The 12,902-nt window shown below is 64.5% G+C and carries 16 protein-coding genes, 1 tRNA gene and 1 pseudogene; 8 read left to right on the top strand and 10 right to left on the bottom strand.

Going from position 1 to position 12,902, the window contains the following annotated elements; genetic code table 11:
- The first annotated feature begins 82 nt into the window (after positions 1-82).
- Positions 83-625: an HVO_A0114 family putative DNA-binding protein gene (locus C477_RS09985; RefSeq protein WP_008894357.1), complete on the top strand. Its 543-nt coding sequence runs from the start codon at positions 83-85 to the stop codon at positions 623-625.
- 93 nt (positions 626-718) lie between these two features.
- Entirely contained in the window at positions 719-1,549 is an 831-nt protein-coding gene (locus C477_RS09980) for an alpha/beta fold hydrolase (protein WP_008894356.1), read from the top strand.
- Between the two features lie 171 nt (positions 1,550-1,720).
- Here C477_RS09980 and C477_RS09975 read toward each other — a convergent pair whose 3' ends face one another.
- The 7 genes and pseudogenes from C477_RS09975 to C477_RS09945 all read right to left on the bottom strand — a co-directional run bounded on the left by C477_RS09975 (position 1,721) and on the right by C477_RS09945 (position 6,423).
- A complete protein-coding gene (locus tag C477_RS09975; RefSeq protein WP_008894355.1) occupies positions 1,721-2,026 on the bottom strand; it encodes a putative quinol monooxygenase in 306 nt (101 codons plus the stop codon).
- A gap of 32 nt (positions 2,027-2,058) precedes the next feature.
- Positions 2,059-2,458 (bottom strand): annotated as a pseudogene (locus tag C477_RS09970) (hypothetical protein); the annotation flags it as partial.
- 318 nt (positions 2,459-2,776) lie between these two features.
- The gene (gene fabG / locus C477_RS09965) at positions 2,777-3,577 is read right to left on the bottom strand and encodes a 3-oxoacyl-ACP reductase FabG (RefSeq protein WP_049914468.1); all 801 of its coding nucleotides are present in this window, start codon (positions 3,575-3,577) and stop codon (positions 2,777-2,779) included.
- Positions 3,574-4,191, bottom strand: coding sequence for an HTH domain-containing protein (locus C477_RS09960; RefSeq protein WP_008894352.1), 618 nt, complete (start codon positions 4,189-4,191; stop codon positions 3,574-3,576). Before C477_RS09960 ends, fabG begins: the two co-directional genes overlap by 4 nt.
- Complete coding sequence (locus C477_RS09955; protein WP_008894351.1) at positions 4,178-4,396, bottom strand: hypothetical protein; 219 nt, start codon at positions 4,394-4,396, stop codon at positions 4,178-4,180. Before C477_RS09955 ends, C477_RS09960 begins: the two co-directional genes overlap by 14 nt.
- Before the next feature lie 1,191 nt (positions 4,397-5,587).
- The gene (locus C477_RS24510) at positions 5,588-5,809 is read right to left on the bottom strand and encodes an Lrp/AsnC family transcriptional regulator (protein WP_008894350.1); all 222 of its coding nucleotides are present in this window, start codon (positions 5,807-5,809) and stop codon (positions 5,588-5,590) included.
- Between the two features lie 227 nt (positions 5,810-6,036).
- The gene (locus tag C477_RS09945) at positions 6,037-6,423 is read right to left on the bottom strand and encodes a CopG family ribbon-helix-helix protein (RefSeq protein WP_008894349.1); all 387 of its coding nucleotides are present in this window, start codon (positions 6,421-6,423) and stop codon (positions 6,037-6,039) included.
- Between the two features lie 126 nt (positions 6,424-6,549).
- Between C477_RS09945 and C477_RS09940 the strand changes: the two genes are divergently transcribed.
- The gene (locus C477_RS09940; RefSeq protein ID WP_008894348.1) at positions 6,550-7,305 is read left to right on the top strand and encodes a hypothetical protein; all 756 of its coding nucleotides are present in this window, start codon (positions 6,550-6,552) and stop codon (positions 7,303-7,305) included.
- Between the two features lie 98 nt (positions 7,306-7,403).
- On the opposite strand, the gene C477_RS09935 is transcribed toward C477_RS09940, so the two are convergent.
- Positions 7,404-7,477, bottom strand: a tRNA-Thr gene (locus C477_RS09935).
- A gap of 84 nt (positions 7,478-7,561) precedes the next feature.
- Positions 7,562-8,593, bottom strand: a complete 1,032-nt coding sequence (locus tag C477_RS09930; RefSeq protein ID WP_008894347.1) for a class I SAM-dependent methyltransferase — start codon at positions 8,591-8,593, stop codon at positions 7,562-7,564.
- Positions 8,594-8,718: 125 nt separating this feature from the next.
- Here C477_RS09930 and C477_RS09925 point away from each other — a divergent pair, with 125 nt between their 5' ends.
- The 5 genes from C477_RS09925 (at position 8,719) to C477_RS09905 (ending at position 11,725) form a co-directional block, all read left to right on the top strand.
- Positions 8,719-9,183 (top strand): Rieske (2Fe-2S) protein, encoded by a 465-nt coding sequence (locus tag C477_RS09925; protein WP_008894346.1) that lies wholly within the window; start codon positions 8,719-8,721, stop codon positions 9,181-9,183.
- A gap of 54 nt (positions 9,184-9,237) precedes the next feature.
- Entirely contained in the window at positions 9,238-9,633 is a 396-nt protein-coding gene (locus C477_RS09920) for a RidA family protein (protein ID WP_008894345.1), read from the top strand.
- A gap of 120 nt (positions 9,634-9,753) precedes the next feature.
- Positions 9,754-9,924, top strand: a complete 171-nt coding sequence (locus C477_RS09915) for a hypothetical protein (protein ID WP_193366260.1) — start codon at positions 9,754-9,756, stop codon at positions 9,922-9,924.
- A gap of 66 nt (positions 9,925-9,990) precedes the next feature.
- On the top strand, positions 9,991-10,779 hold the full coding sequence (dph5, locus tag C477_RS09910) for a diphthine synthase (protein WP_008894343.1): 789 nt from the start codon (positions 9,991-9,993) through the stop codon (positions 10,777-10,779).
- An 88-nt stretch (positions 10,780-10,867) separates the two neighbouring features.
- Positions 10,868-11,725 carry a hypothetical protein gene (locus C477_RS09905; RefSeq protein WP_008894342.1) on the top strand — a complete coding sequence of 286 codons (858 nt, stop codon included), beginning with the start codon at positions 10,868-10,870 and terminating at the stop codon, positions 11,723-11,725.
- 6 nt (positions 11,726-11,731) lie between these two features.
- Here the strand turns inward: C477_RS09905 and C477_RS09900 are convergent, their stop codons facing one another.
- On the bottom strand, positions 11,732-12,817 hold the full coding sequence (locus tag C477_RS09900; RefSeq protein ID WP_008894341.1) for an alpha/beta fold hydrolase: 1,086 nt from the start codon (positions 12,815-12,817) through the stop codon (positions 11,732-11,734).
- Between the last annotated feature and the right edge of the window lie 85 nt (positions 12,818-12,902).

Genomic DNA, 12,902 nt, shown 5'->3' with positions numbered 1-12,902 from the left:
ACTTACTACGTTCCTCGGTCACCGACGATCGGTACTCGCGACGGCTGAAAGCCTTTACTGCGGGGCCGGTGTATCGGCGTCAATGGTCTCTTCCGACGTGGAACTCGCGGTGTACCGCTGTGAGTCCTGTGGCGACTATCAGCTGGGCAGCGCGGCGATGACGTGTTGTGACGAGTCGATGACGGAGATCGACGACACCGTCCCGATCGAAACGCCGGACGAGAAGCGGCTCATGCGGACCGTCTTCGGGATCTCCGAGACCGAACTCGAGATCTGTCGGTGTCTGATGGCCGAACCGGAGATCACCGTCAACGAACTCGCGTCGATGGTCGACCGGGATCGGAGCGTCGTCACCAGACATCTCACCGATCTGGTCGAGTTCGGCATCGTCGAGAAACAGTCGCGCGTCCTTTCCGACGGGGGACGCGTCAACGTCTACTCGCACCGGTCGGTCGACGCGGTCCGCCGACAGTTCAAGCTCGGCCTCTACACGTGGATGATCGAGGCCGTCGACGTGATCGACGATCTCAGCGAGGAGAAGGTCTCGCTGCTGGTACAGGGTGACGATCCGGAGACGGAGCGCAGTCAGCTCATCGTCGATCGGGACGACACCGACGACTCCTGATTCGGCGACGGACCCGGTCGAAACGCGCCCTGGGTCGTCGCGAAGCCGACCGACCGGCACAACGCTTTCACGGCCGGGGTCGAACGACGGCACGTGAATCACGACACCTGGTCCGAGTCACAGGCGGAGACCACCGTCACCGTCGACGGCCACGAGCTGTCAGTCGCGTACCGCGACGAGGGCGAGGGAGAACCGGTCGTGTTTCTCCACGGAATTCCCACATGGTCGTTTCTCTGGCGGCGGATCGCGCCGCAGGTAGCAGAGCAGTTCCGGACGATCGTCCCGGACTTCGTCGGCTACGGCAACAGCGATCGGCGCGACGCGTTCGACCGCTCGATCCGCGCGCAGGAGCAGGTCGTCGCCGGTCTGGTCGACCGACTCGGACTCGAGGCGTTCCACGTCGTCGGTCACGACATCGGCGGCGGCGTCGCGCTCCGGTACGCCGCGCACACGGACGATCGGATCGACAAACTGGTCCTCTCGAACGCGACGGCGTACGGCTCCTGGCCGGTCGAGTACGTCACCTCGCTGGGGCTCCCCCGGACCCTCGACATGGACGCCGACGCGTTCCGCGAGCGACTCGATCACGCGTTCGTCGAGGGGCTCGAACGGGCCGACCCGAAACCGGAGTGGGTCGACGGGATGACCGAGCCCTGGCTCCGAACCGACGGTCGGCGGGCGTTCGCCCGCGCTGCCGTCGCGACGAACACGAACCACACGACCGAAATCGACTACGACGCCATCGACGCCGAACTGCTGTGTCTGTGGGGCGTAGCGGACGCGGAACAGCCCGTCGACGACGGCCGGCGACTCGTCGACGATATCGGCGGCGAACTCGTCGCACTCGAGGACGCCGGCCACTGGGTGACCGAGGACCGACCGGACGCGTACCGGGACCGCCTCGAGGCGTTTCTCGCCGAGTGAGATATCGACCGGCAGCGGCGACGCGACGTCGAGAGGGCTCGGGAAGCGAGCCGATCGCATACCGGAGATCTCGGGAGCGGACGTGCTACCGTCGCTGAACGCTGTCGCAATCGGACACGAGTGTCGATCAGAGGGTGAATTCGCCGCGACACGACCGCGACGCAGCGGTCGTTACAGTTCGACCGGCGACGCGGACTCGACGTCGAACCGAGTGACCTCCGGGTCGCCAGAAAGCAACTCCGGGAGCGCGTCTTCGAACGCCTCGAAGTGGTCGGTCTCCGCGTGCGCACCGAAGGCGGCTTCGTCCTCGTATCGTTCGAAGAACCGGAACACGTTCGGATCCTCGGCGTCCGTCGCGACCCGATAGTCGACGACGCCGTCTTCCTCACGGGAGCTTTCGGCGAGGTCCTGTACGAGTTCGAGGGCTTCGTCGCGGTGGTCCGAATCGACCGGAAACGTCGCGTGAATGACGAGCATCGCACGGATTTCGACCGACGAACCACAAAGTTCTATCCCTGGTGTTCGCCCGTCGTGCATCCCGTCGAACATCGAACGGCCGCCGACGGTCCTCGCATTCGGTACCGCAGTTCGCCGCCGAGCACCTTCGCGGCGACGAATACCGGATCCCACGTCGTGTTGAACGGCGGCGCGTACGCGAGGTCGTAGTTCTCCAGTTCGAAGACGGTAGCGCGCTCCGTGAACGCCACGATCGCGTGACTGCGGTGGACCGTCCCTCCCCCGTACCCGCTGACGAGACTCGTCCCGAGGACGCGTCCCGAGTCCCGATCCGCGGTCAGCGTGATCGTCACGGTGCCCCGGTCGAGGTAGTAGCCCGCGCGACTTCGCGTCGACCGTCTCGCTGACCGGATCGAAGCCGGACGACCCGACGTCGGATCGCGTTCGCGCAGCTGATCCTCGCGACCGTGCAGGCGTCGTGCACACCCTCTCAACCGTTTTGAAGGGGACCACACTAGCATCGATCACACCGGTAGCTCCGGTGTGCGGCCGTCGCGGTCGCGGGGATGGAAACCCGGCTCGCCGGGTTGCAACGGCGAACTGCAGTGGCGCCCCGCGGTCATTGAGGCACGGGCCGCGGGGACCGCCCGCCGTCCGGTCGTCGATCGGCCATCCGTACCGGACGGCGATCCACCAGATCTATCGGTTCGAAAACGAGCGTTGTCGAGATTCTCACTGACCGCCGCAATCAGTCCGACACCGAGCCGCCGCTTAGAGGTCGATCCCGCCATTGACGTCGATAACTTCGCCGGTGACGTATCCCGACTGCTCGCTCGCGAGATAGCGGACGAGCCCGGCGATCTCCTCGACGGTCGCGAACCGCTCGAGCGGGATGTCCTCGCGCAGGTCGTCCCGAACGGTCTCGGGAATGGACTCGATCATCTCCGTCCGCGTGAAACCGGGGGCGATGCAGTTGGCCGTCGTTCCCGTTCCGGCCAACTCGAGCGCGAGCGACCTGGTAAAGCCGAAGAGGCCGCTCTTGGCCGCGGCGTAGTTCGCCTGCCCGACGTTCCCCTGCTTGCCGATCACGCTCGAGACGCTGATGATTCGGCCGTTCGGAGCGGCCTCGAGGTCGTCGTAGAACGCCTTCGTGCAGTTGAACGCGCCGTTGAGCGAGACGTCGACGACGCGGTGCCAGTCCTCGGCGGTCATGTTCGCGAACGTGCGGTCGGCCGTGATGCCCGCGTTGTTGACGAGGACGTCGATCGGACCGAACGCGTCGGCGACCGCGTCGCGCATCGTGTCGACCGCACTGCGGTCGGTGACGTCGGCCTGTACCGGATGGGCCGTACCGTCGGTGTCGGCCTCGGTGATCGCGTCGGCGACCGCGTGGGCGTCGGTCTCCGAGGAACGGTAGTTGACGATCACGGTCGCGCCGTACCGCCCGAGTTCTCGAGCGATGCCGCGTCCGATCCCGCGCGAGCCGCCGGTCACCAGACACGTTCGCCCCGAGAGCGGCTGGCGGGACGGACGCTCCAATTCGGCCGGTCGGTCGGCCATTTCCGCACTCATTGGCGGCCCCCAAGCGGCGTCGGGCCCTCGCGTTGGTGCGTCCCCGTGAGAACGTCGTTCCCGTTCGTTTCGACGGTCGCGAGCAGGTCGTTGACGGTGTACGTCCGCGACCGCTCCGCCGACGGCCGTTCCGTATAGGGGACGACGCCTCGAATCGACGCTGCGTTCGCGTCGACGGCGTCCGCGATCGTCGCGTCCTCTTCGACCTCGGAGATCGCCAGCGCGACGACCGGAACCCGAACTCGCTCGCGCGGTTGGTCGGAGTCGGTGTCGAACGGCGACGGCGGAACCGCCTGTCGGCGAAACGCCGGCTCGAGCGAGTGGCCGTTCCGGGCGGCCCAGCGTTCGAACTCGGCGACGAGTTCGTCGCGGGTCGACCCGTTTTCACCGGTCGATCCGGCGGTCGAGCGGTACTCGGGCGGCCAGTGGATCACCCGGTGGTCGTCGATCACGTCGCGTTCGTCGAGGTCTCGGAGCCGCTCAACGACGTCGTCGATGGTCGCCGTGATGGCCGGCGGAACGCTCCCACGGACGTAACAGTCGACCCGGAGACTCGCGGCCGAATCGATATCGATGACCGGCGCGAACGGCGATTCGACCTCACCGGCAGGCATAGCCGACCTCCGTGGACCGAACGCGGCCCCCCTCGACGAGCGATCGCAGAATCGGCAGAAGTGTCAATTTCGATAGTCCCAGCAGCTGCTGGAGTTCGGACACCGTCGCCTCTTCGAGTACCAGCACGGAGAGATACACGAGCTTCGTCCGCGGCGCGTCGAATTCGTCCGGTACTGTCGGCTGGTGTTCGCTTGTGGACATCATCCATGGACGACGGCAACGAACCGACACATAAAGCTGATTGAGAGGTGGTCCCACACATCATAGACCGTACGCAGCCGGCGATATTCTTGACCATTATTCATGAGTGATATCGGCCTCTCGAGCGTGACATAATTTCCGCTGGACCGGTCGTTTTATCAAATTACGTATCGGTCGAGCGAGCGATAGCAGATGTATCGGCGTCTCGTGAGAAGAGCGATCGCTCTCGGCGCGACTGCGTTACGGATCGGTCGGAAGTGGATGATGTCCACGAGTGGCCGCCGACTGCGGCCAACCGCGGTGGGCGAACCCGGATCTCGATCCGGATTCCCTGCGATCGCTTCTAGACGTTCGATCGGCAAAATTGTACTCCCAAACAATTTTGGTGTTTACTGCCGGATGATGCACGAATGTGGCGCGGATGCACTCACTCGAATCGCGCCGTACCGATCTCCCGAGAGCGAGCACCGCCAGATACGCAGTTAGCCCGCGGTGAATCGAAAACTCGTTCCGCCACAGCCGGGGCACGAATCAACCCGCTTCGGGAGCGGTTCGGAAGCGCTCTCAGAGAGGAGCACGAAGCCGCACTCGTCGCACTCGATGTACGCGTCCATACGACCGTCGATCAGCTTCCTCTCGTCGACTCTATCCGAACTCCTGTGACGCTGTTCTCCACAGAAACTCGAACAGTGCCGCCGGGTCCGCCGATACTAGCATCTCTCAAAGATTCGACGGATATCGTCCTCGCGCCCGTCCCGCGGATAGCCGCCTCGAGAGCGCCCGGTTCGATACTCCGATAACGCAGAAGGAATTTCAACAAAGCGGCGTTGGTGACCAGCGAAAACTGCTTTCCAGTGGGATGAGAACTCGCGTGCTGGCTACGTTCCATACCACCCTCAATCCACTCGGCAGTTATAAACTCTTTCTGAACGGTTCTATTATCGTACCGAACTGGCGAAGATGCTTGGATTATCGAAGCCAATCTCGATTCGATTCTCTAAATCGCATCGCGTTACGATCATCAAAACCCGAAGCTGGCGACTCGCTCAGGACAGTTCGTGGTCCGCATCCGGCTCGCTCTCGTCGGCCCTGGATTCGCTCCCAAAGTGATCGAACGGTCGAAAGTAGTGTGTCGGAGGAGTTCTTCGCTCTCCACCTGGTGCCCGAGCGTATCGAGCGTCTGCGCAATACGCGTTACGTCGTGATAACCAGCGTTCTCGTAGTTGATGGTCGGAACGTAGCCTTCGATGATTCCCCGTTGCTCGAGTTTCTGATGCGGTTCCGAACGGTGCCGTCCGAAACGCCGATCTGCTCCCCGATCTCGACCGCGATTTTGTTTCGCGCGTCGCGCTGCAGGCGTTGGAGGATTTTCCGATCCGTCTCGTCGAGCGGAGTGTATTCTGCCGACGCGCACATGTGCCGATCAACAATCCTGTCTTCCTTGTCGTCCCTGTCTAGACGGATTCGGACTCGTCGAGTCCGCCGTTCGAACGCGGTCGCCGTCGCGGAATGCGGCGGTTGTCGAGTTCGGAGATGGGGGTTTCTGGAGGCATTGCGTTTCACTCGGACGGCGACAGCGTAATCGAGAACTCACATCGCTCGTCTCGTCGATAACCGGCCACTCGAAACAACTGCAGGGATATTCAAGACCGAAGTAACAGGACTTTTACCTGTCCCACGGCGTCGAAATCGCGGAGTCGATACACGAGTTTGCGAACGCGGGCCGCCTCGCCGCGACAGAAAATCGTTTCCAGACACCAATCGCCTTCGTGCGTGTGGCTCGTCGTCGTAATGATATCCTGAAAATCGTGTTGTACGTCGTGGAGTTCGCGGATCACGTGCTCGTGTTGATAATCGAAGGCAAGCGCGGTTGTCACTTCGCCCGAGACGGTCTCGAGTTCGGTGTGAGCCTCGATATACTCCTGCATCGCTTCCCGAACTGCTCGTGACCGGGAGTCGAATCCCTCAGTCTGCCACGTCTGATCAAATTCCTCGAGTAAGTCATCCGGAATATTGAAACTGGTACGCATCTGGTTACAGCGGACTTAGCGGGGTGAACGAATGGGTGCTGTGGTTTTTCACGCCGACCGGGGTATTACGATCCCCCTCAATCGGTGCTAACAGCATTTTTGTGCCGTCTCTCCCGAGGATTCCGCATGGATCTCGGTCTCGTTGCAGGTGTCGTTACGATCGGCTTTATCCACGGCGTGCTCCCGGATCACGGGTGGCCGATCGCTGCGACCTACGGGTTGAATCGCTCGCGGACGTGGCTCTACGGGGCGGTCGCAGGACTCGTTCTCGGAGTCGGACATCTGATTAGCAGCGTCGCACTGGTAGTGGCGTACTTTTGGTTCAGTCGCTTCGCTGCCTTCGCCGAAGGCCCGTGGATGCGATATATCGCAGGGATCATCCTCATTCTACTGGGAATCCACGAATATCGGAACGGCGGACACGGGTCAGGTCACGATCACGATGAGTCCCACCACGACCACGCCCATACCCACACTCATGAACACGATCATTCACACGACCACAACCATTCGGGGACCACCTCCCAGCGCGGGAGACTGACCCGGATTCGGGAGCGACTGTTCGGCGGACATCGTCATTTGAGTGACGAAGACGCTGAACGCGGATTGATGGCCCTCGGGACGACCGCCCTCCTGCTGGGGTTCGCCCACGAGGAGCCGATTCAAATTCTGGCGATCTGTACGGGGACGGCCTACTGCCTGGAACTGATGCTGGTTTATTCGCTGGTCGTGATCATTGCGATCCTCATTCCGACGCTCCTCTTGATCGCAGGCTACGAACGCCACCGCGAAACGGTCGACCGATACACGCCGTACCTACCGTTGCTGACGGCGACGGTGCTGGTGGGTATGGGACTGACGTTCATTCTCGGGATCTTCTGAGGACTCTCCGTTCCTGACCACTGTCCTTTTTCAGCGCCAGTCCGTGTTCAGTTGCCACTCTGCAACTGGTATCGCGAAGCGATTCGTCGCAAAAGGAAAGCCGGTGGAGGGATTTGAACCCTCGACCTAATCCTTACGAAGGATTCGCTCTGCCAGTCTGAGCTACACCGGCGCGAGTGTACTCTGTTGTAGGGCCGATACCAGCCATAAGGATTGCGAATCGTTACGGCCGTGCGATGGGATCTCGTACCTCGAGTCAGCGCTCGAGTCGGACGTCCAGACAGACGTTCAGTTCGTGGGGGGCGTAGGAGCGAACGACCCGTTCCGTCTCCACCGAAACGTCGTACGCCGGTTCGGCGGCCTCGCGGATCGCTCGCTCTCCGGGACCGAATGGATCGTCCTCGTGCTGGATGTCGTAGTAGTGGAGCACGCAGTCGTCGCCCGCGACGGTGACGGCGGCCTCGAGGAACTCGTCGGCGCTGTGGGGGAGGTTCATCACGACGCGGTCGGCCCAGCCCTCGTACTCGGGCGTCACCTCGCGAACACCGTCGCACTCACACCGTTCGCGCGACGAGCCCGCAACGAGGTTGCGGACGTCGTCACAGATCGCCGTCACCCGATCCTCGACGCCGTTGCGGCGCGCGTTCTCCCGCAAGTAGTCGATGGCGTCCGGGTTGACGTCGACGCCGACGCACTCGGCGCCGCGCTTCGCGATGGGGATCACGAACGGGCCGACACCGGCGAACATGTCGAAGACGTGCTCGTCCGCGGTAATTTGCTCGACGACTCGATTGCGCTCGGTCGCGAGTCGCGGCGAAAAGTACACCTCGGCGAGATCCAGCAGGAACTCGCAGCCGTACTCGCGGTGGACGACCTCCGTGTTCGCGCCCGCGAGCAGTTCCCAGTCGCGGACGCGGGTCTCCCCCTTCACTTTCGAGGCCTTGTTGAGGACCGTCTCGAGGGGCAGATCCGACGCGACGATCGCGTCGGCGATCTCCCGGGCGCGTTCGTCGTCGTCCTCGTCGAGCAGTGCCGCGCGGCCCAGTCGCTCGTAGGACGGCTCGAAGCCGAGCAGGTCCGCGGGCGTCGTCTGTGTCTCGCGCTCCTCGAGCGTCCGGGAGACGACCTCGAACTCCGCGGGAACCGCGTCGGGGTCGGCGATCGGGATGTAGAGGCTGCCGTCGTCGACGGTCAGTTCGTACTCGTCGTCGATCAGGTCCGCGTCCGCGAGTCGCTGACGCGTGGCTTCCCCTTCCTCGCGCGGCGCGCGGACGCACGGCACTTCCATACCCGAACGAAGCCGTCGAACCGCCGTAACGGTAACGTTTCGCCACGCCGTCGGACGCCGAGATCGAGACTCGAGCCGCGGACGCCGGAGTGACAGTTTTCAGGCCGCCGCCGGTACTGGTCGGTATGCGAGAGCTGACAACCGCGGAGACGGTCCGCGAGGAGGGATCGTGGCTGTTCACGGTGCGGGACCAGTACGGCGAACTGGACGAAGTGATTCTCGTTCCCTGCGATGACGACGACGAGAGCGGCTCGACCAGCGGTCAGGCGTCGACCGACGGCGGCGTCGAGGCGTGGATCAACCGCTGTACGCACGAAGCCCAGCGCTTCGATACGGGTCGGGGCGTCCCGATGCGCGAGGGCCGGATCATCTGTCCGAAACACGGCTCGATGTTCGATTCCTGTTCGGGCTACTGCGACAACGGCGAGGCCGCCGACACGACGCTCCCGTCGGTCGACATCTCGGTCCGAAACGACGGCCGAATCGTGCTCACCGACGACGAACTGACGTTCGTCGGCGAGGGCGGGATCGACGATAACGAGGGCGACGGCGACGGCGGGCCCACCTCGACGTCCCACATCGGATTCTGAGGTCGTATTAGTTCGAACACAGACACTTATCGCCCCAGGAACGATGGTGACCGTATGGACCGCTACACCGTCTCGAGCGGCACCGAGTGGGAATCGACCGTCGGCTACTCGCGGGCCGTTCGCGCCGGCTCGCAGATCCACGTCGCCGGGACGACCGCGACCGACGAGGACGGGAACGTCGTCGCGCCCGACGACCCTTACCGACAGACGGAGCGCGCACTCGAGCTCGTCGCGGACGCGCTCGAGGAGGCCGGCGCCGGACTCGAGGACGTCGTTCGGACCCGGATCTACGTCACCGACATCGACGACTGGGAAGCGATCGGACGCGCGCACGGCGAAGTCTTCGGTGACATTCGCCCCGCGACCAGCATGGTCGAGGTGCAGCGGTTGATCGGTCCCGACCATCGCGTCGAGATCGAAGCGGTGGCGATCGCGGACGACGGGCGGTAGCCTCCGATCACCTCACCGATCGACGCCGCGTGGCAAGCGCAACCCGCCGTCTTTTGCCCGTCGCGGTCGTCGCTCAGCCCGATACAGATGTCGTCGACAACGGACGATCGATCGGGACTGATGAGAAAGATCGGCGTCGTGACGACCCTGATAGACGCGATACGGGAGTTCTCGAAGGGACACCGCGGAAGCGGCCTAATGCTCCTCGTCGCGGCCGCGCTCTCCTCGCGGATCCCCGGTATCGGAACGGCCGCGTCGCTGCTCCTGCGGGCGTACCGACGGCTCCGCTGAGACGGCGTCGCGATCGGTGACCGCCGTCTCGAAAGCGTATTCCGGACGCTGATACTACGAGCGCCCATGCTCACCTTCATCGGTCTCGGACTCTACGACGAGCAGTCGATCACCGTCGAGGGCCGGGATGCCCTCCAGAACGCCGATCGCGCCTACGCCGAGTTCTACACCAGCAAACTGCTCGGCGCGACCGCCGCAGACCTCGAGGCCGCCCACGACGTCGACATCGAGGTCCGAGACCGCACGGGCGTCGAACAGCACCCGGACGACATCCTCGAGGCCGCCGAGAGCGAGGACGTGGCCTTCCTGACCGCGGGCGACACGATGATCTCGACGACCCACGTCGACCTCCGCCTGCGGGCCCACGACCGCGGGATCGAGACGCGGGTGATCCACGGCGTCACGGCCCAGACGGCCGCCAGTTCCCTGACCGGGCTCCAGAACTACCGCTTCGGGAAGGCGACTACCCTCCCCTTCCCCTACGCCCACGGCGCCGACGGCCTGCCGGCGAGCGTGACGGACACGATCGACGCGAACCGGGAGGACGGCCTCCACACGGTCGTCTACCTCGACATCAAGGTCGATCACGAACTCACCGACGAGGACGAGTACATGACCGCCGACGTCGGCGCCGAGTTGCTCGCCGAAGCGTACCCCGACCTCGTCGGCGTCGTCGTCGCTCGCGCCGGCAGCCCCGATCCGCTCGTCGCGGCCGGAACCATGTCGGAACTCGCCGAGCGGGAGTTCGGCGACCCGCTGCACCTGCTCGTCGTTCCCGGCGAGTGTCACGCCCTCGAGGCCGACGCGCTGGTCGAACTCGCCGACGCCAATCGGGACGCACTCGAGACGAACTGACTCGAGTCGCGAGCGATTTCGTCCGGGCGCACTGACTCGAGCGCGTCGAACGCGTGACTATTTAGGGCCCCGGCGGCTGTCCTGATCCATGAGCGGTCGGGAGCGAACGGACGAATCGGCCGGTGACGAAGCGATCGGCACCGCGACCGACGGAACGAACGACCTCGATACGGAGACGATCGCCGTCGCCCGCGAGGAACTCCAGCGGACGTTCGACTACCAGGTCGAGCGCCTCCAGGAGATCGACGCCAAGGCCATCGAGATCCTGAAGGCGAACCTCCTGCTGATCGGGCTGGTCGTCACCGGCGGCTCGATTATTTTCCAGACCGATATCCACATCATGGCCTTCGCGAACCTCTTTACGATCGCCGGCGGGATTCTCCTGCTGGTCTCGACGGGTCTCGCCGGAGTGACCTACACGGCGTCGAATCTCCGTGGCGGCATCGACACCGACGCCGTCGAGGTCGCGCTCGCGTCGGCTCGAGCCGACCCTGAGACGCGAGCCGGGACGGCGCAGTTCGAGGAGCGCCTGCTGCGCAGTTACGGCCGCTGGATCGAGTACAACGCGCGGGTGACGGCCGTCAACGATATGTTCGCGACGATCACCGTCCTCATGGTGATCGCCTCGCTCGTCTACGTCACCGCCGGGATCGCGGTCGGCGCCGCCGGCACCTCGAGGGTCGTCTCCGTGCTCTCGTTTCTCGTCCTCTCGGCCGTGCTGGCGTGGCTCGGCGCCTTCGCCTACTACATGGACCACCTCGGCGTGAGCGAGGAGTCCTGGGAGGGAACCTTCGACGGCGTTCGCCTCTCGAAGGGCGTCACCCGGAAGCGTGGCCTCTCGACGCTCCGAACGATGCGCAGCGAACGCGACGAGGCGGAGGCGGACGAAGCGGAAGCCGACGGAGCGGAACCGGAGGCGAAAGCCCGGACGGATCCGCTCGACTGATCACCGTTAGCCGTCCAGCGCGCCCTCGAGTTCGTCCCGGAAGTCGCCGGGAACCTCGATGTGGGGCGCGTGGCCGGTGTTCCCGAAGACGACCTCCTCGAACTCGCCGCCCGAATCGCCGTACTCCTCGAGGACGGCCCGGGTCTGGTCGACCATCGGCTGGGGCGGGAAGACGTCCTCGCCGGGCCAGTCGGGGACCTGTCCCATCCGTCCGAGCGTGCCCACGTCGAAGACGGACTCGTTGGAAACGATCTGGTCCGAGTCGCCGCGAATCCACAGGACGGGCGGCTTCTCGTCGGGATCGACGTCGACGATCTCCTCAAGATCGCAGTACTTCGGCGAGATGGCGTTGTTCACGCCGTGTTCCCCGGGCGCGACGCCGGGCCAATTTTCGCTCTCGATCGCGTCGCCGGGGTAGTTCTCGTCGCCGGTCGCGGTGTCGAGCATCCCCGTCAGGTACGACTCCTCGCGCTCCTCGTCGAACACGTAGCTCGGATCGACGTAGAACGTCCGCAGGACCTTCCGGGGCGAGGATTGACCCTCCTCGCCGCGGTCCCGTTCGGCGAGTCCCGCGACGAACTCCTCGTTGCCCAGCCCCCCGCCGGAGCCGGCGTAGTCGTCGAAACACGGCGTTCCCTCCTCGTCTCTCGTCCCGCCGAAGCCGTACGGCGAGAGCGGGTTGACCAGGACGAGCGAGTCGACCGCCTCGGGATTGTCGATCGCGTACCGCATCGCGACGCCCCCGCCGTTCGACCAGCCGACCAGCGTCACGGGCTCCTCGAGGTCCAGTTCGGAAAACAGCGCGCGGAGGTCCGCCTCGAAGTCTCGGAGGCCGTCCGTCGCATCGATCGGCTTCGTCTCGGAGTCGCCGTACCCCCGCAGGTCCGGCGCGATGACGCGATAGCCGGCCGGCAGTTCGCGCATCACGTCTTCGAAAAAGCGCGACGAGGAGACGTTCCCGTGGACGAAGACGACGGTTCCGTCGGCCTCGGCGGCCCCGTTCGGGGCGCCGGCCTCGAGGTAGTGGGTTTCGAGGCGGTCGGTGTCGGCGACGTGCGATTCGATGCCGGCGAGAGTGTCGTCTCGAGGCATAGCCGGGGGTATCACGGCGACTGTGATAGGTGTCGGTGTTGCAGACGTGTCACCGCGGCGGACCGCCGAGGCGAACGCCGGGCAA

It is taken from the genome of Haloterrigena salina JCM 13891 (assembly GCF_000337495.1).
Classification (GTDB): Archaea; Halobacteriota; Halobacteria; order Halobacteriales; family Natrialbaceae; genus Haloterrigena; species Haloterrigena salina.
This window is presented reverse-complemented; position numbering and strand designations above follow the sequence as displayed.